This window comes from Moorena sp. SIO4A5, assembly GCF_010672005.1.
In the GTDB taxonomy this organism is placed as follows: Bacteria; Cyanobacteriota; Cyanobacteriia; order Cyanobacteriales; family Coleofasciculaceae; genus Moorena.
Window position 1 is genome coordinate 1 of record NZ_JAAHHZ010000108.1, and the last position, 20,121, is coordinate 20,121.

Annotated in this window: 23 protein-coding genes; 14 read left to right on the plus strand and 9 right to left on the minus strand. The window is 43.8% G+C overall.

What is annotated here, in order from left to right:
• Positions 1-498: iron export ABC transporter permease subunit FetB (fetB, locus tag F6K57_RS25530; protein ID WP_293071395.1), on the plus strand; the 498-nt coding region annotated here is incomplete at its 5' end.
• Here fetB and F6K57_RS25535 read toward each other — a convergent pair.
• On the minus strand, positions 470-592 hold the full coding sequence (locus tag F6K57_RS25535; RefSeq protein ID WP_293071396.1) for a hypothetical protein: 123 nt from the start codon (positions 590-592) through the stop codon (positions 470-472). The genes fetB and F6K57_RS25535 overlap by 29 nt on opposite strands.
• Before the next feature lie 5 nt (positions 593-597).
• The gene (locus F6K57_RS25540; RefSeq protein ID WP_293071397.1) at positions 598-1,110 is read right to left on the minus strand and encodes a Ycf51 family protein; all 513 of its coding nucleotides are present in this window, start codon (positions 1,108-1,110) and stop codon (positions 598-600) included.
• A 764-nt stretch (positions 1,111-1,874) separates the two neighbouring features.
• Here F6K57_RS25540 and ychF point away from each other — a divergent pair.
• Positions 1,875-2,966, plus strand: a complete 1,092-nt coding sequence (gene ychF, locus F6K57_RS25545) for a redox-regulated ATPase YchF (RefSeq protein WP_293071398.1) — start codon at positions 1,875-1,877, stop codon at positions 2,964-2,966.
• A gap of 27 nt (positions 2,967-2,993) precedes the next feature.
• Positions 2,994-3,350, plus strand: a complete 357-nt coding sequence (locus tag F6K57_RS25550; RefSeq protein ID WP_293071399.1) for a phage holin family protein — start codon at positions 2,994-2,996, stop codon at positions 3,348-3,350.
• 175 nt (positions 3,351-3,525) lie between these two features.
• On the opposite strand, the gene F6K57_RS25555 is transcribed toward F6K57_RS25550, so the two are convergent.
• Positions 3,526-3,732: a hypothetical protein gene (locus tag F6K57_RS25555; RefSeq protein WP_293071400.1), complete on the minus strand. Its 207-nt coding sequence runs from the start codon at positions 3,730-3,732 to the stop codon at positions 3,526-3,528.
• A gap of 127 nt (positions 3,733-3,859) precedes the next feature.
• Here F6K57_RS25555 and cobM point away from each other — a divergent pair, with 127 nt between their 5' ends.
• The 4 genes from cobM (at position 3,860) to F6K57_RS25575 (ending at position 6,180) form a co-directional block, all read left to right on the plus strand.
• Positions 3,860-4,657 (plus strand): precorrin-4 C(11)-methyltransferase, encoded by a 798-nt coding sequence (gene cobM / locus F6K57_RS25560; RefSeq protein WP_293071414.1) that lies wholly within the window; start codon positions 3,860-3,862, stop codon positions 4,655-4,657.
• Between the two features lie 35 nt (positions 4,658-4,692).
• Positions 4,693-5,109: a zf-TFIIB domain-containing protein gene (locus tag F6K57_RS25565; protein WP_293071401.1), complete on the plus strand. Its 417-nt coding sequence runs from the start codon at positions 4,693-4,695 to the stop codon at positions 5,107-5,109.
• Between the two features lie 105 nt (positions 5,110-5,214).
• Complete coding sequence (locus F6K57_RS25570) at positions 5,215-5,700, plus strand: flavin reductase family protein (RefSeq protein WP_293071402.1); 486 nt, start codon at positions 5,215-5,217, stop codon at positions 5,698-5,700.
• Positions 5,701-5,826: 126 nt separating this feature from the next.
• Entirely contained in the window at positions 5,827-6,180 is a 354-nt protein-coding gene (locus F6K57_RS25575) for a phenylpyruvate tautomerase MIF-related protein (RefSeq protein ID WP_293071403.1), read from the plus strand.
• Here F6K57_RS25575 and F6K57_RS25580 read toward each other — a convergent pair.
• Together F6K57_RS25580 and F6K57_RS25585 are read right to left on the minus strand one after the other, a co-directional pair.
• Positions 6,177-6,374, minus strand: a complete 198-nt coding sequence (locus tag F6K57_RS25580; RefSeq protein ID WP_293044803.1) for a hypothetical protein — start codon at positions 6,372-6,374, stop codon at positions 6,177-6,179. The two genes, F6K57_RS25575 and F6K57_RS25580, sit on opposite strands and share 4 nt — an antisense overlap.
• Before the next feature lie 12 nt (positions 6,375-6,386).
• Positions 6,387-6,803, minus strand: a complete 417-nt coding sequence (locus tag F6K57_RS25585; RefSeq protein ID WP_070394850.1) for a helix-turn-helix domain-containing protein — start codon at positions 6,801-6,803, stop codon at positions 6,387-6,389.
• 269 nt (positions 6,804-7,072) lie between these two features.
• Here F6K57_RS25585 and F6K57_RS25590 point away from each other — a divergent pair, with 269 nt between their 5' ends.
• Entirely contained in the window at positions 7,073-7,237 is a 165-nt protein-coding gene (locus F6K57_RS25590; RefSeq protein WP_293071404.1) for a hypothetical protein, read from the plus strand.
• 197 nt (positions 7,238-7,434) lie between these two features.
• On the opposite strand, the gene F6K57_RS25595 is transcribed toward F6K57_RS25590, so the two are convergent.
• On the minus strand, positions 7,435-7,692 hold the full coding sequence (locus F6K57_RS25595) for a hypothetical protein (RefSeq protein WP_293071405.1): 258 nt from the start codon (positions 7,690-7,692) through the stop codon (positions 7,435-7,437).
• Between the two features lie 892 nt (positions 7,693-8,584).
• Here F6K57_RS25595 and F6K57_RS25600 point away from each other — a divergent pair.
• The 6 genes from F6K57_RS25600 (at position 8,585) to F6K57_RS25625 (ending at position 16,647) form a co-directional block, all read left to right on the plus strand.
• Positions 8,585-8,776, plus strand: coding sequence for a hypothetical protein (locus tag F6K57_RS25600; RefSeq protein WP_293071406.1), 192 nt, complete (start codon positions 8,585-8,587; stop codon positions 8,774-8,776).
• Positions 8,777-8,814: 38 nt separating this feature from the next.
• A complete protein-coding gene (locus F6K57_RS25605; RefSeq protein ID WP_293071407.1) occupies positions 8,815-10,164 on the plus strand; it encodes an ATP-binding protein in 1,350 nt (449 codons plus the stop codon).
• Positions 10,161-11,219: a tetratricopeptide repeat protein gene (locus F6K57_RS25610; protein ID WP_293071408.1), complete on the plus strand. Its 1,059-nt coding sequence runs from the start codon at positions 10,161-10,163 to the stop codon at positions 11,217-11,219. Before F6K57_RS25605 ends, F6K57_RS25610 begins: the two co-directional genes overlap by 4 nt.
• Positions 11,220-11,309: 90 nt before the next feature.
• Positions 11,310-15,158, plus strand: a complete 3,849-nt coding sequence (locus tag F6K57_RS25615; RefSeq protein WP_293071409.1) for a HEAT repeat domain-containing protein — start codon at positions 11,310-11,312, stop codon at positions 15,156-15,158.
• A 272-nt stretch (positions 15,159-15,430) separates the two neighbouring features.
• Positions 15,431-16,459: a DNA cytosine methyltransferase gene (locus tag F6K57_RS25620; protein WP_293071410.1), complete on the plus strand. Its 1,029-nt coding sequence runs from the start codon at positions 15,431-15,433 to the stop codon at positions 16,457-16,459.
• Positions 16,447-16,647 (plus strand): BsuBI/PstI family type II restriction endonuclease, encoded by a 201-nt coding sequence (locus F6K57_RS25625; RefSeq protein WP_293071411.1) that lies wholly within the window; start codon positions 16,447-16,449, stop codon positions 16,645-16,647. The genes F6K57_RS25620 and F6K57_RS25625 overlap by 13 nt, the downstream gene beginning before the upstream one ends.
• Before the next feature lie 933 nt (positions 16,648-17,580).
• On the opposite strand, the gene F6K57_RS25630 is transcribed toward F6K57_RS25625, so the two are convergent.
• The 3 genes from F6K57_RS25630 to F6K57_RS25640 all read right to left on the minus strand — a co-directional run bounded on the left by F6K57_RS25630 (position 17,581) and on the right by F6K57_RS25640 (position 19,874).
• Positions 17,581-18,288, minus strand: a complete 708-nt coding sequence (locus F6K57_RS25630; protein WP_293045325.1) for a hypothetical protein — start codon at positions 18,286-18,288, stop codon at positions 17,581-17,583.
• 288 nt (positions 18,289-18,576) lie between these two features.
• Entirely contained in the window at positions 18,577-19,080 is a 504-nt protein-coding gene (locus tag F6K57_RS25635) for a DUF6174 domain-containing protein (RefSeq protein WP_293071412.1), read from the minus strand.
• 386 nt (positions 19,081-19,466) lie between these two features.
• Positions 19,467-19,874 carry an AAA family ATPase gene (locus F6K57_RS25640; RefSeq protein ID WP_293071413.1) on the minus strand — a complete coding sequence of 136 codons (408 nt, stop codon included), beginning with the start codon at positions 19,872-19,874 and terminating at the stop codon, positions 19,467-19,469.
• Positions 19,875-20,121 lie beyond the last annotated feature (247 nt).

Consider the following 20,121-nt stretch of genomic DNA (forward strand, 5'->3'; position numbering starts at 1 on the left):
TTACCAATAGTTTTCAGTTCCCTGTTCTTCAGTACAGCATTGACCTTAATCTATACAAATCTATTGATGATTCAACCAGAACCTTGGTATGCACCCCAGTACCTGATTCCCTTAGGAGGTATTGTGCTGGGCAATGCCATGAATGGGGCTGCGATCGCAGGGGAACGCCTAGTTAGCACCATTAGCAACAGCACTCTGGAAATCGAAACCCATTTAAGTTTAGGTGCAACGGGACAACAAGCCGTAGCCGGTTACCGTAAGGATGCGATTCGGGCTGGGTTGATTCCTACTCTTAACTCCATGATGGTAGTGGGACTGGTGACTTTACCTGGAATCATCACAGGTCAATTGTTAAGTGGTATTGATCCCTTGAATGCTGCTTCCTATCAGATATTAATTATGTTTATGCTCGCATTTACTAACTTGATCGCAACCTTATTGATAACCTATGGGTTGACACGGCAATTTTTTAATCAGTCTGAGCAGTTAACCATATAGCAGTTATCCATTGGGTGAGGTACACAGTCCCATGTTTTAGGGAGTAGGGAGTAGGGAGTAGGGAGTAGGGGCAAGAGAATTGAGTGTACCTCATACCGATCACTCTTGAGGCAATTGAGCAAATTCTTGGGAATAGACTTCAATCACCATATCTGGATCATCACGCTCAGCAAGCGATCGCATAACCTGACCCAACAATACCGGCTTGGATACACCAGTTTCCGGATGGATTATCGTCCGGGCTCGAATCGTTAACTGGTTATTTGCGCCACCGAGGCGTCCATAGGAATAAAAATTACTAGCAGCTTGGCGCAGTGTCGCTTCTACTTCCGACTCTGTAGCAGTAGGGGCCAAAGCAATCACGGTTTGGTTGCCACCATTATCGTAGACTACAGTATATCGGATTGCCCCTGGAATGGTAGTACGGGTAAACGGTACTAAGGATAACGAGAAAAAGCTAGCTGTTAGCACTAGCATAAACCCAGTGACTCCTACCAGACGAAACCGGAGTCCCCATTTGAAGATAAAACCGAGTATAGCAATCAAGCCACAGGCTAAAGTCAGAATACCTGCCCATTGAGTGTAGATCAGAAAATCAGCTGTTGTTGGCATAGTAGTTTATAGAGTTGGTAATTTGACTTGTGAACATACTCCCTTAAGGAAAGGCAAGAGGCAATAGGCAAGAGGCAATAGGCAAGAGTTAATCAACTATATAAGGATTTCAGGATTTTTGGCCGCCCTGCATCTTAAAGTAGGGTGGGCAAAGTAATATTATCTAGAATACTCACCCATAACCAAACTGTTTTTGCCCACCATACAAGCTGTTCCAACTAGATTAGCCTCTAGATTCGGGAGCATCCTATTTTTGCACATAACACTTTCAATAAGCTTTTGAATCTCTAGTCAAAAAATACCAACCAATTCAATGAGTGTAGGCAAAGTAATATTATCTAGAATACTCACCCATAACCAAAAAGTTTTTGCCGATGCTACAAGCTTAATAAAGTGTTTCCCAATAGCAGTAATCCAGAAACAGTCTAAATGTTCCGGGTCACGAACACTATTATAACCTGCCACACCAAAGGCAAATTATAACTGATAAAAGACTCTACAAGCTGCTACTATATGTTGCTTACGACTATCACGTTCCTCTTCAAAATACGTAAATTGATATGGTTTAGTAATAGCCCTCAGTAGTGTATTTGTAACCGGTTGATTTGAGACCATTATAGACCAATATAGACCATTTATAAAGTAAAATTATAAAGTAAAAACCAAGGAGATAAGGGATAATTGTTACAACAGTAGAACAACTGGCCGATCAGTTCAATTTTCTATTGTCCATTGTCCATTTTAAAGCACTATATTAGACTACTATGCTAAGAGCCGGAATTGTTGGACTGCCCAATGTAGGCAAATCAACCTTATTTAATGCCCTAGTTGCCAATGCCAAGGCAGATGCTGCTAATTTCCCCTTTTGTACCATTGAGCCGAATGTGGGTGTAGTTGCTGTGCCAGATCAGCGGTTGCAGGTTCTGGCAAAGATTTCTGAATCTCAGAAAATCGTGCCAACTCGGATTGAGTTTGTGGATATTGCTGGTTTAGTCAAGGGAGCCAGTAAAGGGGAAGGCTTGGGTAACCAGTTTTTAGCCAATATCCGAGAAGTCGATGCTATTGTCCATGTGGTGCGCTGCTTTGATGATGATGACATCATCCATGTTTCCGGCTCCGTTGACCCAGGGCGGGATATTGAAGTAATTAATCTAGAATTAGCCTTAGCGGATTTAGGGCAAGTTGAACGCCGGATTGAGCGTACCCGGAAGCAAGCTCGTAGTAACAAAGATGCCAAGATGGAACTTGATGTCTTGGAAACCTTGAGCGCTGGGTTGAATGAAGGCAAATTAGTGCGCCAGATTAGTTTAACAGAAGAAGAAGCTGAATCAGTCAAGCAATTGGGGTTACTGACTAGTAAGCCAGTCATCTATGCGGCTAATGTGTCTGAAGATGACTTAGCCACTGGTAATGACTGGGTCGAGCAAGTGCGGCAAATTGCTGCTACCGAAGATGCTCAAGTGGTAGTGGTTTCTGCTCAAGTAGAGTCAGAACTAATTGAGTTACCTGAGGAAGAGCGAGAGGATTTTCTTCAGTCCCTTGGTGTGGAAGAAGGGGGATTAAAATCTTTGATTGGCGCTACCTATGAATTGTTGGGCTTACGTACTTTTCTCACCACTGGTCCCCAGGAAACCCGAGCCTGGACTATTACTGCTGGTATGAAAGCGCCCCAAGCGGCTGGGGTAATTCACACGGATTTTGAGCGAGGCTTTATTCGAGCAGAAACCGTTGCTTATGGGGATTTGGTAGCTTCTGGGGCGATGACGGCTGCTAAGGAAAAAGGGTTAGTTCGCTCAGAAGGTAAAGATTATGTTGTGCAAGAGGGAGATGTGATGCTTTTCCGCTTTAATGTTTAAGTAGTGGTGCTCTAAGGGGTTATACCCATGGATATTGTTAGTCTTTTAATTGCATGTTTGGTTACTGCAATCAGTTTGTTGATCATTTCCAAACTGCCAACTGGTGTCGAGATTGATAGTTTTGAGAAAGCATTGGTTTCAGCAGTGGTGTTCGGCATTCTCAATGCCCTATTGAAACCAATCCTGGATGTTTTAGCTCTTCCTCTTACTATCTTGACTCTTGGGGTTTTTGCAGTTGTGGTCAACGCCATTATTTTTGGCTTAGCCGCTGCTTTGGTAACGGGATTCCGACTGCGCTGGGGATTTTGGAGCGCTTTGATCGGCGCAATTGCCCTTGGTTTCGTTAATTCCTTGATCTATAAGGTGCTCGGAACCTTGACTTGATTGTTGGTACCTAACAGCTAAAAGACAGGTAGACAGACAGCTTATGCGCTACGCGCACGCTACTTGAGGTGCCGTCAGCCGTCAGCCGTCAGCTATCAGCCGTCAGCTAATCAACGGGAGATAGTAAACAAGCATGTGGGTTACTGGTACAACTGCTTGGAAATCCCTGCTCGTTTTACTCATCCCACCCCGTGCAGCGATCGCCTCCGGTAGCTGATAGCTGATAGCTGATAGCTGAATGCTTAAACAGACAGGTAAACACAACAGCTAAACACAACAGGGGCAAAGGAGAACAAACTCTAGCTCCTTGGCTTGTCGGCACTACACGGATATACAAACACCGAAGATACACCGATAACAAATGACCATCTGATCTGTGCATCTAGGTTAAATCCGTGTAGTTTTCGTTTGTCTTGAAATATCCACGCCCGAGCCCTGCACTCCCTACTCCCTACTCCCTACTCCCTACTCCCTACCACTTTATACCTTACCCAATTGAGAACTACTATATGAATTCAATCGCACCAGCAGTCTACATCATCGGTGCTGGACCAGGCGCTCCAGACTTATTAACTGTCAAAGCCTTGAAAATCCTCCAAAAGGCAGATGTTATTATAGTGGCAGATTCTCTAGTGCCCAAACAGATGTTAGAGAGTGTTCGTGCTGATGCCGAAATTATTCGCTCTGGCAACAAAACCCTAGAAGAGATTGTGCCACTGATGATTGAACGGGTGCGATCGCATAAATCTGTGGTCAGGCTACACTCAGGAGATTTGACTCTGTATAGTGCTATCCACGAGCAAATGCAAGCTCTAAAGGAAGCATCTATTCCCTTTGAAGTTATCCCAGGCATCAGCGCCTTTCAAGCAGCAGCGGCACAACTTGGTGTTGAGCTAACTATACCAGGATTAGTACAAACGATTATCCTTACTCGGATCAGTGGTCGTGCTTCTGCTGTGCCGGAATCAGAAGAATTAGCATCCCTAGCTGCCCATCAAGCTAGTCTGTGTCTCTATCTCAGTGCTCGTCACGTAGAAGCGGCTCAAGCCAAACTCCTAAAACACTATTCCGCCGATACACCAGTAGCGGTTTGCTTCCGCATTGGCTGGCCAGATGAAAAAATCTGGCTAGTTGACCTTGACAAAATGGCAGCAACTACTCATGAGCACAATTTAATTCGGACAACCCTTTACTTAATCAGTCCGGCACTAAAGACGGCTTTAAACCGTGATGGCCTTAAAACCCGTTCCCGTCTCTATCATCCTGAACACTCTCACCTCTTTCGTCCTCACCCCTCTATTGTATAAAATATATAATATAACATTAATTTTTGTATGGAAGTGTGAAGCAACTTAATTGCCCAAAGTGTACAGGAACATTAGAGCCAGTTACCTGCCATGACATTGAAGTAGACCGCTGTGTCAACTGCAAAGGCATTTGGTTTGATTCCCTGGAGGCCGAAATACTCAAAAAGATTAAAGGTTCTGAGAGTCTAGATATTGGAGACCCGGAAATTGGCTCTGAGCTGAATAAGATCAATGATGATATTTACTGTCCCCGCTGCGGAGCTAAAATGGTCCGCATGCTTGATATTGATGAGTACAGCATCTGGTACGAAAAATGTTTCGAATGCCACGGGGTTTGGCTAGATGCTGGAGAATTCAGGCAGTATAAGCATAATTTTCAGCCCAGAGGTGTTCTACATCGAGTTAAGCGCATGTTTAGACCCCAAAAGGACATCCCAAATCCTGTCTTTTAAACGCCAAAATTTTGTAAACTAATTGCCATTGACCGTTCGCGCAGCGTCGGGCTTTGCCCGAAAAGTCACGCTACGCCAACGCTAAGAACTTAGGGAGAAACACTCGTGCTAGACGAACAAGCGAAAAAGACGATGCTGCGCAAAATTCCCCATGGTCTATATATCTGTGGTGTCAGAGATGGTGAAGAAACAATCAATGGTTTCACGGTCAGCTGGGTGATGCAGTCTTCCTTCAAACCGCCACTAATAGTTAACTGTGTTAAACAAGATACTGGCTCCCACGGCATCATTAAGAAAACAGAGGTATTTGCCCTAAGCTTCCTCGATAGTGGGCAAAAAGATATGGCAGCCAAATTTTTTAAACCCCAAAGTCGCGTTGGTAATAAGTTTGCTGATGTAGAATTTTACTTTGGAGAAGTAACTGGTTGTCCGATTATTTCTGACTCCCTCGGTTATGTAGAATGCCAGGTCAGAGGGAGTGTGGAAGAAGGCGATCACACGGTCTTTGTTGCTGAAGTCGTTGGTGCTGGCATTCATCGGGAAGGAGATCAGTTGTTACTAGAAAGCACTGGTTGGCAGTATGGCGGTTAGAGCAATCAGCAATCAGCAATCAGCAATCAGCTTTCGGCTGACGACTGACGGCTGACGGCTGATAGCTGACGGCTGACAGCTTAAAATTTATCTTCAAAACCTCAACTAGAGTGTGATATCAAAACTATGCCTCTAATTAAAGTTCAAACTTCCATTGATGCTCCTGAATCAGCAGCGGTTGATGGGTTGCTGAAAAACCTGTCAGGAAAACTAGCCGAGCATGTGGGTAAACCAGAAGCTTATGTGATGACAGCGTTTGAGCCTGGTGTGGCCATGACTTTTGCTGGTAGCTTTGACCCAGTTTGCTATGTGGAAATTAAAAATATTGGCACCATGAAGCCCACTCAAACTAAGGCGATGAGTCAGGATTTTTGCAAGACGATTAATGAGACCTTGGGTGTAGCACTCAACCGAATTTATATTGAATTTGCTGATGCCCAGAGACATATGTGGGGGTGGAATGGGTCAACGTTTGGTTAGAGGTTAGGGAGTAGGGAGTAGGGAGTAGGGAGTAGGGAGTAGGGAGTAGGGAACAGGGAACAGGGAACAGGGAACAGGGAACAGGGAACAAGTGGTGTGGTTTCCACCATGAGCGATTGCATCAAGACAATACAATAGTTCTCAAAGATACCAAGATTTTCGCCAACTATTTTATCCCTTTCGCCTCTCTCCACACTCTTGGCCGCTCAGCTCACTTTAAAGTCAGAAATAGTCTCAATCCATACCCGTGCTCCACAGTGTAGGGGATTATCCGGGCGATACATGACCCGACAAGGGCCATTGACTTCGACGGTATGACCGTAAGTGTTTTTAGAGCCTCGTTTGACAGTAATCACCGGATTGCGTTCGCCGGTGTTGTGATTTTGGCGAATCACTTTCTGGTTAACGTGGATCACAGCTTTAGTGTAATTTGTACGCTTTGACCAATTCCGCTTCGGTCCGCGAGTGCCAGGGGTAACCACTGGCATGCCATCAAATAAGGGAATCACCCAAGTTCTACCGACCTTATAAGCTCCTTTGACTCTGCCCTTGCTCAACAGGAAACGGACGCGAGTGGCAGAGATACCTAGTAATTCAGCGGCTTGTGCGGTAGAAATCATCATGGCGGTAAAACCGTTGTGTTTACGATATTGTTATCGTAACACGATTTTTTAAAAGATGCAAGTAGTAGGTGGTATGAGTGGTTAACGTGGGGAGTTAGAAAAACTATTGCATTAACGCTAGGTGTGATTTGGGTTATATAGGTGTTAGAAAAACTATTGCATTATCACAAGTCCTTGGGTGGTGCGTTACGGGGCGGCTTCAGGGGCGAAGAAGTTCAACATCAAACCAAGCCCGCTCCTAACACACCCTACGCAAGGATCACAAGTTTTTGGGTGGTGCGTTACGGGGCGGCTTCAGGGGCGAAGAAGTTGAACATCAAACCAAGCCCGCCCCTAACACACCCTACGCAATATCTCCCCCCCCGATTCCCGATTCCCGATTCCCGATTCCCTACTCCCTATTCCCTATTCCCTGTTCCCTGTTCCCTCAATAAAAAAAATTCGGTCAAGTCCTGGTTAATTCCAATGCTTGACCGAATCATTTCTTGTAATAGTCAATAGCCCTAGGGTTCTTGACTATGTGTTCACCAAATCAACAACATACCAACTTAGGTTTGATACTTTAGACTTCGTACTTTCTGCTGAGTTTTGACCTGTCGCCAGGGATTGGAATCCCTGGCAAGTTCCTATCTTAATCTACCAACAGATATCGACTCAATATACTGATAACCTCTCCAGAATTTCCAGTAGGTTGAGGAGTGCTCCACTCATGAACTTGGGCGTAGCCACGGCTATAAAGATTATAGATTGTGACCCGGACGGTTTTGGGAGAACCGATCAATATATGTTTGATTTGCTCCCGTCCTGGCTGGGCTTGGCCAGATAATTCAGGGAAATTAGGATTGTTGGGATTATACTCAAAGTTTGGAAGAAAGTTTTCGATGTCCATAATGTTTTTTGTTGTTTGTTTTGGCAACATTTTTATGTTAATAAAAAAATATTCATTTTGTCAAGTATTTTTCAGATTTTTTTTTGAATATTTTTTTGCTGTGGGGGGGTATTAATAAAAATTATTAGATTATTTTTATTGCTTTTTTAGTTGAAGTTAGTAGTAGCGATCGCGTTTTTTTTTGAGAGGGTTTTGGGAGGGTATATTTGAAAGCGATCGCGTAGCGGCTCTTTGCTGAGCATATCATATTTTATCCTAGATTTAATGGCTTTCTATAGCATTTTATAGCTCGATCCCCCCCAGCCCCCCGTGTACATTGGGGGGAGTCAGTCAAGTCCTGTTTATCAAAAGTTTAATTCCGGAAAGTCCCCCTTGTTAAGGGGGATTTAGGGGGATCGAAACCCAGGAGTTAAGGGTTAGATTGATGAATTAGGGGTTAGGTATTAGAGTTGGGGAGTGCGATCCTATAGTTTATAAATAGTTCCATGGCTTTATATAGCATTTTATAGCTCGATCCCCCCCAGCCCCCCGTGTACATTGGGGGGAGTCAGTCAAGTCCTGTTTATCAAAAGTTTAATTCCGGAAAGTCCCCCTTTTTAAGAATGCGATCGCGTAGCGGCTCTTTCAGAGCATCGTGTAGCGTGACATGTAGGTAAATCGCATTTTTTATTAAAATTATCATGACTTTATATAGCATTTTGTAGCTCGATCCCCCCCAGCCCCCCGTGTACATTGGGGGGAGTCAGTCAAGTCCTGTTTATCAAAAGTTTAATTCCGGAAAGTCCCCCTTGTTAAGGGGGATTTAGGGGGATCGAAACCTAGGGGTTAAGGGTTAGATTGATGAATTAGGGGTTAGGTATTAGAGTTGGGGAGTGCGATCGCCTAGCGTGACATGCAGGTCAATCGCGTAGCGGCGAAGAGCATCGCGTTTTTTTTTCGTGATGATAAATTAGTTAAGTGTAGCGTTGATAATGGTAAAAAAATACACAGTTTTTTACCTATTGCTTGCTCCCTGCTCCCTACTCCCTACTCCCTACTCCCAATAATAAAATTACTTACCCAATTTAAACATGCTATACTATAATAAATAGTATCTAAACTCAACCATTGTGTGAGGTAGTCGTGGCGTTGGACTTACTGAGCGAAATCTATAGTTCCTTTGAACCTTTTCGGCCTGCCCTTAAAGAGGTTTATGTTGACTGTCAAGACGTTCGTGGTGATTGGGAAGTTATTCGAGAGTTAGGACTTAAAATTAGGCGCTCTAAGCAGCCAACATGCCAGCTCTACACTGGGCACCGAGGAGTCGGTAAATCTACTGAACTTTTACGGCTAAAAGACTATTTAGAAGAACAGAAGTATTTTGTGGTTTACTTTGCCGCAGATGACGAAGATATTGAACCCCAAGATGCTGATTATGCAGATATTCTCTTGGCTTGCACTCGCCACTTGGTAGAAGAAATTAAGGTGAAAGAGCATAATCCATTACTAAATTGGATGAAAGATCGTTGGGCATCCTTACAGGATATTGCCCTGACCGAGGTGGCGTTTGATGGGTTAAGTTTAGAAGGACAAATCTCACAGTTTGCCAAGATTACTACTAACCTTAGGGCCACACCAGATAAACGGCGTGAACTCCGCCAAAAAGTCAACGCCAATACTCCGTCTCTAGTAAAAGCTCTCAACGACTTTATCAAGGAAGCTCAAAACTCCTTGTCTGCTGACAGTCAAGGAATTGTCCTGATTGTTGACAACCTTGATCGCATGGGAGAAACCCAAGAAATAGGGAAACCAAGTAACTATGATGAAATTTATCTGAATCACAGTGAAATGTTAGGAAATTTGGCTTGTCATGTAATTTATACTGTGCCAATAAAGATGGTGTACTCAGGACGGGCAACTCAGCTCGAAAATAATTACGATAAACCTGATGTATTGCCCATGATCATGATCCGCAATCCAGACGGAACAGAAAATAAACTAGGGCTAGACAAAATGAGAGAATTGATCTGTCGTCGAATTGCCCTGATCGAACCCAACTTGCTTCAAACCCTAGAGGGGAAAGTAGACGGGCTAGATTTTCCGCCGGTATTTGATAACGGTCAGACTTTGAAGAATCTTTGTCTAATGAGTGGTGGACATGTCCGAAACTTGATGCAATTAATCCAGAAAGCGATTGACTGGACAGATGAACTACCGATTACTGGAAAAGCAGCAAAGCGAGCGATTGAAGAAACACGAGAGACCTATCAGAAGACTGTACAGGAGAGTGAATGGGAAACTTTAGCGCGAGCATGTCATCTCAAGCAGGCATATAATGATGATGCTCACTTAGATTTGTTGTTTAAGCGCTGTCTCTTGGAATACCACTATCATGATCAAAACAAGAACCTACATATTTGGCGTAACGTTCATCCACTAATCGCAGGGATTCCAAGATTTCAAAATGAACTTGCTAAGGTAAGAGCTTTATGAGTCTTGCTAAGTCATCTAACGATACTCCTCCCTCTCGGGAAGAGATTTACCAAGCCTTTTTGCGATCGCTGAGGCGACGGAGGGGATTTGGGATTGTGTTCATGCAATGTCCTCCAGCAGAGGCTAAGGGGATCATTGGGCGAGTGCATCAGGATTTACCCCAGAAGCAAATATCAACCTTAACATTAACCGAGCCCATTGATAATCTTTATGATCGTGTTGAAAAGATTCTAGACCGCGATCAATTGAGTATTCTTTTCATTCAAGGTCTCGAAAAATCTTTAGAAGCTTATATCAAGCCAGGATATGGCGGAGACGGGGATTACTACAATCTTGATACTGTCCCTAGCATCTTGAGCCACTTAAACCAACGGCGAGAGCTATTTAGAGATCATTTCAAAACTCTTTGCTTCGTTTTTGTGTTGCCAGCGTTTGCTATTAAATACTTTATTCGCCGTGCTCCTGATTTCTTTGATTGGAGCGCAGGTGTTTTTAAGTTTTCTGTTGATATAGGAGCTAACGGTTTCTCTGAAAATGTAATCCAACCAGGGCAAGACAAAATTAAGGTTGGTAGTGGTAGAACTGCTGAGAGAGGGATTGACTATTTTAAACAGGCTTTACAAAGGCAACGAGAAATCGGCGATCGCAAGGGTGAGGCAGATTCTTTAAGTAGCTTGGGTAATGCTTATCGATCCTTAGGCCAATATCGAGAAGCGATTGACTATCTTCGACAGGGTTTACAAATTCAACATGAAATTGGTGACCGCTACGGAGAATTAGCTTCTTTAAGTAGTTTGGGTGGAGCCTTATATTGCCTCAAGCAGTATGAGCGCTCCATAGCTTCTTATGATAAAGCAATCAAAATTTCCCAAGAATTGGAACTTGATAAAGCTGCTTTATTGAGTCAGATGCTGATTAATCGAGGTAATGCTTTAAAGAGCATAGGGCGGTTAGAGGCATCAATCAAGAGTTACGAGCAAGCCATTGAAATTGAACCAAACTCAGCTCAAGCTTTAGTTCAGTGCGGCGATGCTCTAAATCAGTTGGGACTATGAATTGCTATTACAATTAAACTCATTAAACCTGAGCACATCTTAATTATGGATCCCTTATCACTTTTGGCTGGTTTTGAAATACCCAAAATAGTGTCACCTTTGTTAGGTAGTGCTGGGGCAGCAGTGGGTAAGCATATAGCTCAATCCCTGACTAAAACTGATGTCGAAAAAGCTATCAAAGCTGGAGTAGAAGCGGTTGATCAATGGGACGAACAACTCGATAGTCAACAGCGCTTATTTTTTCACGCTTCCCCGGATGGCTGGAATGGAGTTAATAATTTTTTGCGCAAATATTTTACTAATCCAGCGGTTTTGACGGAATTACAGAAACCCTTATTTAATCAAGGGAAGCCAGACTGTAATTTTTTAGTCAGGCTATTTCAACAGCAAGCTGAAGCCAACAACATTAAGCTAAATCCAGAAGGAAGTTTACAGTATTGGATCGAGACCTTTGTTAATGCTTATTTTCAGCATACTGCTACTTATCTCAAGTTTCAGGTAGCCAAACAGGATTATTGTCAACAGTTAGCCAAATGGTTTGATGATGTAAAATTTGCTGGCATTGCTGTGCCTGGGCAAGAAGTAGAAAAATCGGAGAAGTTAGCCCAGATTTTTGTAATGCCCGATGTTGTGGAAGAGGTGGCAACTGCTAGGGATTTGGAATTGGAGCGGTTAGCAGAGGCAAGTGGTGAAAAACGAGACAGGGCGCTGTTGGAAAAGACAACTCCTAGGAAATTTTTGGCTGATCAGTTGTTAAGTCAAAATCAGTCAAGACGAGTAGTGATATTGGGTGCGCCAGGCTCCGGTAAAACAACCTTGATGAGTTATTTTGCGGTAATGTTGGCTCAGAGCAAGGCTGAGGTTTTGGGATTAGATGATGATACCGACTGGCTACCGATTTTAATTAGGATACGAGACTTGGCCAGACATCCAGATAAAAGCCTGATCGACTATGGCCAGATGTTTGCTGAAAAAACCATGGCCGTCAACACATTACCAGAGGGATTTTTTGACCATTGGTTGTCTGATGGTAGAGCCTTAATATTGCTGGATGGTTTGGATGAAGTAGCAGAAGACGCTAAACGGTATGATGTGGTCAGGCGCATCAATAATTTTTTAGGACAGTTTGACAGAAATCGCGCTATTATTACATCTAGACCGGCTGGTTATCGACGGGACTTTTTCCGTACTGAGGACTTTCCCCACTATCAAATTGAACCCTTTGATGACCAGAAAATTTCGACCTTTATTGATAACTGGTATAACAGTCGGTTTCAAGACCAAGCAGAAGCGGAAAGGCGAAAGCAGACGTTACGAAAGGCTCTAGATGATAATGACCGGATTAAGCTATTGTCACGAAATCCGTTATTGTTGACAATTATTGCCTTGATTCATCGGTATCAAGCCGTATTGCCCAAGGAGCGCCATAAGCTTTATGACAAGGCAGTGGAGACCTTGTTAACCTCTTGGGATGCTAATAAAGAGTTAAGTAGTGATAAGTGGTTGACCTATTTGGGTTTGGATGATTTACGCCGGTTGATGGAATTGCTGGCTTATTGGATTCATACCCAGGGAAATATTGAAGATAACGACAGTGGCACGTTGATAGACCGGGATGATTTGATTGATCAGTTGAAGCAGCAGATTAAAACCATGAAGGAGGTGAAACTTCATGAGGCGGAGCAAGAGGCGAAGCGATTTGTGGAATTGATTCGCGATCGCACTGGTTTATTGAATGAGCAAGGGCAAGATTGTTATGCTTTTGTCCATAAGACTTTTCAGGAATATTTGTGTGCGGAAGATATTGACTATCAGGCGGATAATGAGGGGGATTTCGATATTGTTTTGGATCCGATTCGGGAGCATTTGCATGACTCCCACTGGCGCGAAGTGTTACTATTGCTGATAGCACAACAAAGACCGAAGAAGGCGGCGAGGGCGATTAAGGCTGTTTTGAATAAAAATAGTGAGTATGAGCAGTGGTTACATCGGGATTTATTGTTTGCTGGTAATTGTTTGGCGGAAAATCCAAAGAATTTGCGGGTTGCTGATCGTGAGTTAGTGCAAGAAATTTTAGAGCGGTTAGTTGAGTTGGAGGTGAGTGGTGACGAACGGGTTTGCCAGAGGGTTCGCAAGCAGGTTTTTCAGATAATTTGCAGTTTGTCTGAAACGGATTTTCAAGCACCGGTATTGGAATTGTTGAAAGAGCGATCTGATTTAATTGATGAGAAACGATTGCTGGAGTATCGAGCTGAGTTAGAGGAAAAAGATCAGGTAATTGACATATGGATAGAACGACTAAAGGATAATGACTCTGATGTGCGTAGTAATGCAGCTAGAGCCTTGGGGAAATTGGGCAAGGGCTCAGACACGTTAGTCAACGCCCTACTAGCACTGCTTGAGCATCATAACTCTGATGTGCGTACAACGGCAGCCTATGCCTTGGGTGAATTGGGCAACAGCTCAGACACGTTAGTCAACGGCCTACTAGCACTGCTTGAGGATAATCACTCTGTTGTGCGTAGAACGGCAGCCTATGCCTTGCTTCAATTGGGCAACAGCTCAGACACCCCAGTCAACGCCCTACTAGAACTACTAAAGGATAATGACTCTCATGTGCGTATGACCGCAGCCTGTACCTTGCTTAAATTTGGCAACAGCTCAGACACCCCAGTCAACGCCCTACTAGAACTACTAAAGGATAATGACTCTAATGTGCGTATAATCGCAGCCTGTGTCTTGCTTCAATTGGGCAACAGCTCAGACATCCCAGTCAACGCCCTACTAGAACTACTAAAGGATAATGACTCTCATGTGTGTTGGATGGTAGTTAATACCTTGGTTCTATTGGGCAACAGACATCTCCAAAAATTAATCTCAAACCCTTGGAATCCCTGGGTCAAAACCGAGTTTCTGGAGATGTCTAACAGCTCAGAAACCGTAGTCAAGGCTCTACTAGCACGGCTTGAGGATAATCACTCTGTTGTGCGTTGGAGCGCAGTCTATGTCTTGGTTAAATTGGGCAACAGCTCAGACACTTTAGTCAACGCCCTGTTAGCAATGCTTGAGGATAATCACTCTGGTGTGCGTAGTAGGGCAGCCGAAGCCTTGGGTGAATTGGGCAACAGCTCAGACACTGTAGTCAAGGCCCTACTAGCAAGGCTTGAGGATAATCGCTCTGATGTGCGTAGTAGTGTAGCCTATGCCTTGGTTGAATTGGGCAACAGCTCAGACACTTTAGTCAACGCCCTGTTAGCAATGCTTGAGGATAATCACTCTGGTGTGCGTAGAACGGCAGCCGAAGTCTTGGGTGAATTGGGCAACAGCTCAGACACTGTAGTCAAGGCCCTACTAGCAAGGCTTGAGGATAATCACTCTGATGTGCGTAGAACGGCAGCCAATACCTTGGTTAAATTGGGCAACAGCTCAGACACCCTAGTCAAGGCTCTACTAGAACTACTAAAGGATAATGACTCTTTTTCTTTTGTGCCTAGTATTGCAGCTTATGCCTTGGGTGAATTGGGCAACAGCTCAGATACGGTAGTCAAGGCTCTACTAGAACTACTAAAGGATAATGACTCTGATGTGCGTAGTAGTGCAGCCTATGCCTTGGGGAAATTGGGCAACAGCTCAGATACGGTAGTCAAGGCTCTACTAGAACTACTAAAGGATAATGACTCTGATGTGCGTAGTAGTGCAGCCTATGCCTTGGGGAAATTGGGCAACAGCTCAGAAACCGTAGTCAACTTTCTACTAGCACGGCTTGAGGATAATGACTTTAATGTGCCTATGAGAGCAGCCAATGCCTTGGGTAAATTGGGCAAAACATCCAATCATGTTATCCCCACTGTGATTAAATGGATTGAACAACACCAGGATTCCGACTATGTGGGCAGAGGTATTGATGTGCTGTGGGATTTGGTTGTAGGAAGGGAATAGGGAGCAGGGAGCAGGGACCAGGGAGCAGGTAAAGAGAGGGTTTTGCGATCGCTTCAATGGTAGACTAGAAGCTCGATTGGTTTTTGCGATCGCTTCGATTGTAGACTAGACACAGGATTGGGTTTTGCGATCGGCGAAGCCGCGCCAAAGGCGATTAGCCCGAAGGGCTACGCTACGCGATCGCATGCCATCAAGAGTTCATCAAGACCAACTCCATCCTCAAGGTATTTTGTTACTGTAGACTGAGGAAACTAGTTGTAAATCAGCCGTCCATGAGCTACGTCGAAAAAATCAACCATATACTCAAACCGGCTACATCTGGCAGTCCTTTAGTAGTCGATCTATTTGCTGGATGTGGTGGTTTATCCCTTGGTTTCGAGGCACAGGGTTTCGAGACTCACGGTTTGGAAATGGACACTAATTGCTGTGCAACTTATCAAAAAAACTTAAGAGGTAAATGTAGTAAAGTTGTCCTAACTCCAGAAACCGAATTACCTGCTGCACCTGTGTTGATTGGTGGGCCACCCTGTCAACCGTTTAGTGTAGGAGGAAAACAAAAAGGTTTAAAAGACTCACGAGACGGTTTTCCTACGTTTATCAGTGCTGTCAAGAGGCTTCGTCCTGATATTTGGCTATTTGAAAATGTCCGTGGTCTTCTTTATCGAAACAAGTGGTATTTAGATGAAATTCTTCAAGCACTTCAGTCCTTAGGTTATGTGATTGAAGTTAAGTTATTAAATGCCGTTAACTTTGGTGTTCCTCAAAACCGTGAGCGTCTGATTGTAATTGGTCATCAAGGAAAATTTGAGTTTCCGCAGTTGCTAGACAGAAAAATAAGTGCGGGAGAAGCTTTAGGAGAAATGGCATTTCAAGCTCCTCCTGAGTCTAAGTTTCTCACACCTAGTATGGATAAGTATGTGGCCAAATATGAAAAAGCATCATCTTGTAAACGTCCCCGTGACCTACATCTAGATAAACCAGCACGAACGTTAACCTGTAGAAACTTGGCAGGTGCAACGGGTGATATGCACCGGATTAAACTACCTGATGGTAGGCGGAGGCGCTTACTGTTAAGAGAAGCAGCGCGTCTGCAAAGTTTTCCTGATTGGTTTGAATTTGTTGGTACAGAAACTAGTTGCTTTAATCAAGTTGGTAATGCCGTTTCCCCTTTATTCGCCTTCCATATTGCTGGCATGGTTCGTAATTATTTACTCTCAAATCAACGATTATCCTCTGATGAAATAGCACAGCACAATATTCCCATCCAGCTATCCTTACCATTTCCCCTGTGCGTCTCTTAGAGCTAAAAAAGCTAACAGAGCACTGTACAGTAGATAGTATTTTTGTCACTGCTTTTCTTGACCGTAATACCTTCCGCCAGTTTGCTCCAGACATTGCTTGGGAAACAGAAGTCTGGATTGCTGATGCACCTGATCATTTAACGAAACTCGCGGAATTCCCCATCCCTGGGACGGGTGGGGATGGATAGCGAGACGAAAACTTACGACGATTCATGTTATAATAAAGTTGGTTGATAACCCGCCTGACTGTCTAAAAGGCTACCTAAGAGAAGAAATAGGTATACAAAGTACTAGCAGAGCTCAGGGTTTGAAGTTACCGTAAGTAGAGTGGAGCCTTAATCAAACAGTTTTAACCCTTTTATGCATAGCCGACCAACCATAAAGGCTCCACTCTACTAAGGTTTCGTCTCCGGGAAGAGACTTGCCCCGGCTGGTTGGCCATAGATGCCGTAATTCCAAGGTAAGTCTGTCGCCAAGCTATACATCTGCGGGAGGCGGATGTCTGCCTGTGGACGCTGAGTAAGACCAATTCTAGCAGGCGCGGGCCTCCTAGGCCGGGGAACCCGGCCTGGGGTCGCGCCTCTGGTTGAGGCATCGGCGGATGAAGCGGGAAACCCGAAAGACGAATAAGACCGTCCCTGAATTGACCTGAGGTTGCGAGGGATTGCTCGCAACCTCAGCGATCGCGTAGCGTGACCAAAGGTCAAGCAGGTTGGGGTACTTCACTTCATTTTGATGGTGATAAATTCTTAGGTCCATACTCTGGAATTGATTGACCTTGCACTCAGCACTTTGGAACTCAGCACTGACCTAGTAGACTAGACACAGGATTGGGTTTTGCGATCGCATTCCAAGGGTTTGGATCCCCCTAAATCCCCCTTAACAAGGCGGACTTTATGCCATCTCATCTAGGTAAGCATTCAGCTATCAGCCATCAGCCGTCAGCTAATCAACGGTCGGTAGTAAACCAGCTGGCGGGTTCTGGTACGGCTGGTTGAAAATCCCTGTTCGTTTTACTGTACCGACCCCGTGCAGTTAAAGCGCCTGTTAGCACCTCAAGTAGCCTGGCGTAGCGCATTAGCTAATAGCTGATAGCTGATAGCTGACGGCTGAATGCTTACTCATCTAGAAATAGAGCGAGTATTACAATAGTTCCGGTAGCCTCTAATATAATCGTTAACCACATCAATCGCTTCAGGGCGCATGTTGCGTTGACGGGGAAAGTCCTTTAATACCGAAAAAACATTTTGGTAAACCGCACACCAATTCCCAATCCCTGCCCGTAATGACTTTTGTGCCCGAACCAGGCTACGGATGAAAGCAATAGAGAAATCCTCAGGATCTTTCACAACTGCTGCATCTAATAATAATAGAGCATTAGCCTGCTGAACCTGCCCCAGACTCCTGCCCCATCTAGAGCGATTGGCTGCTGCAACAGTATCGCCCAAAGTAGGGTCATCCATCGCTAGTAAATACCCTAGCGCTAGTGCTTCGGCTGCTGTTAACATCTCAAGGGTAATGGCTGATGGCTGCTGACTACGGCTGCGAGCAATATACTCAAGATACTGATTAGCCCTCTGGCTTGGCTCAACAGAAAACCCAAGTTGGTTGATAATCGCTGCTCGCACATCATGGGTAATATCAGGATTGCTTAGGTTTCGGAAAACCTTATCATCAAGTCCATAAACCGAGGCATATGTAATCAGATCAACATCTTTATATGCCTTAGCAAAAGGAGTACTAGTTAAGGGGCTATCCGCCAACGCTACCGGAGCAGCTGTCACAATACAACATACCACAACAGGTGTCAGTAATGGTGTAATTTTCATTATAGCACTTTTGAATTGGATCAGGTATTTTTGTTTTGGGTTTTAGGGAGTAGGGAGTAGGGATTAGGGAGTAGGGATTAGGGAGTAGGGATTAGGATTTTTTGATTTTTTATGGTGGGCCAAAACAGTTTAATTATTGGGATTATTATAAATAATATTACTTTTTATACCTTACTTTAATTACCATTTATCATAACACCAAAAAATATTATGATATCTTGAATTGACTACTGTTCCCTGCTCCCTGCTCCCTGCTCCCTGCTCCCTGCTCCCTTTGCTATACTATTTCTAATTTTTTGATACTTCCAAATTATCAATAGTCAAAGTTCTTTCATCATCCGCTATCTCTGCTCTGTAGTCCATATCGATTTTAGTTGGATAACCTAAGGTAGGGTCGTAGGTAACATCAAGCTTATAATAATCCTGGTCAATAGCCTTTTGGACAACATCGAATAGCTTCGAGACGGAATCATAGTTGTCAAAAAATTTCCGATTAACTGGTTTGCCGCTATCAGCAGCAACAATAGAAGTCGTTTCACCATTACGGATTTCTACAACAACTGGCTTAGTGACGTCACCAATACAATAGCAAGCTACTTGTAATCTATACCGGTAGTTATCTAGCTTTTGAGTTTCCCAACGTTCCTGGTTTTGTTCCAATTGCTGTTCAGGAGAAGGATCACTAGAACAAGCGGAAAGTGGCAGAATCATCACCAGTAATCCTAACCAACAATAGCGATAGAGTCTGGAGTGTAACCTCATACTGTTCCAGTCACCAAGTAGAGTGACCAATGATAATTCAGGATCGTTGACGAATCTGCTAGTGATTTTGTTGCCATTGTTGGTACGGGGGGGGCAGTAGTTGTGTAGGGTGCGTTAGGGACGGGCGAGCCCTCATTTTTCACCTGTTCGCGCCCGGTTGGGACAGCCCGTCCCGTAACGCACCACCGGGTCAAACAGCTTTTAGGAAATGCACTCCTTGATGCTGTAGTCAGATCAATTTTTGGCGTTGCTGATTATGGGTATGGTTTCGCCCCCCTAGCCCCCCAATTCTGGGGGGAACAAAACTCTTAAAGTCCCCCAAAGTTGGGGGATTTAGGGGGCTTTAATAACACCAGATAATCGCGCATTCATTCCTTAATTCAGCAACGCCCAATTTTTACTGGTCTTGTAGGTATCTAACTATCCAGCCCACTAACAAAGGGAACCGCTCCATATCGACCTTTTAGGTAGCCTTTCTGTAGGGATTCATCATCACGAATTTTAAAATCTAGTAACGAATAGAGCTTAGTGCTATTGTTACTATCTTTCTCCATCAACCATACCTGGTCTTGATTAAATATCTCTCGCTCTAGGAAAGTTGTATCATGGGTGTTAACGATCAATTGAGCATTATTTTGATTAGCTGATTGGTTATTAAACTCCTTGATTAAATAGGTGGATATTTCTGAATGTAAGCTGCGGTCTAGTTTATCAATAATTAAAATTTCTCCATTATCCAAAGCATTTATCCAATATGGTCCAATTTCAAATAATCGTTGGGTACCATTTGATATCCCGAAATCATTTCCCTTGATTAATTTCAAAAAATTTTCACTATAATTAGTATATCTATCAAATTTTAAAGCAGTAAATTTATAATAGTCTTGAAACCTTGATGGGATTAAATTCAACTTAGAGCTAAACCAGATAAATATCTTTCCTAACTGACGGGGTGACGAAACAGGCTGAAATGCTTGCTATGTAAAGCTAGTAGCATTTTGTGGTAAAAAAAAGTAGGTCTCTAAATTTGCAACAAGACCTACGTATTGACAATGTTCCCAACATTCTACC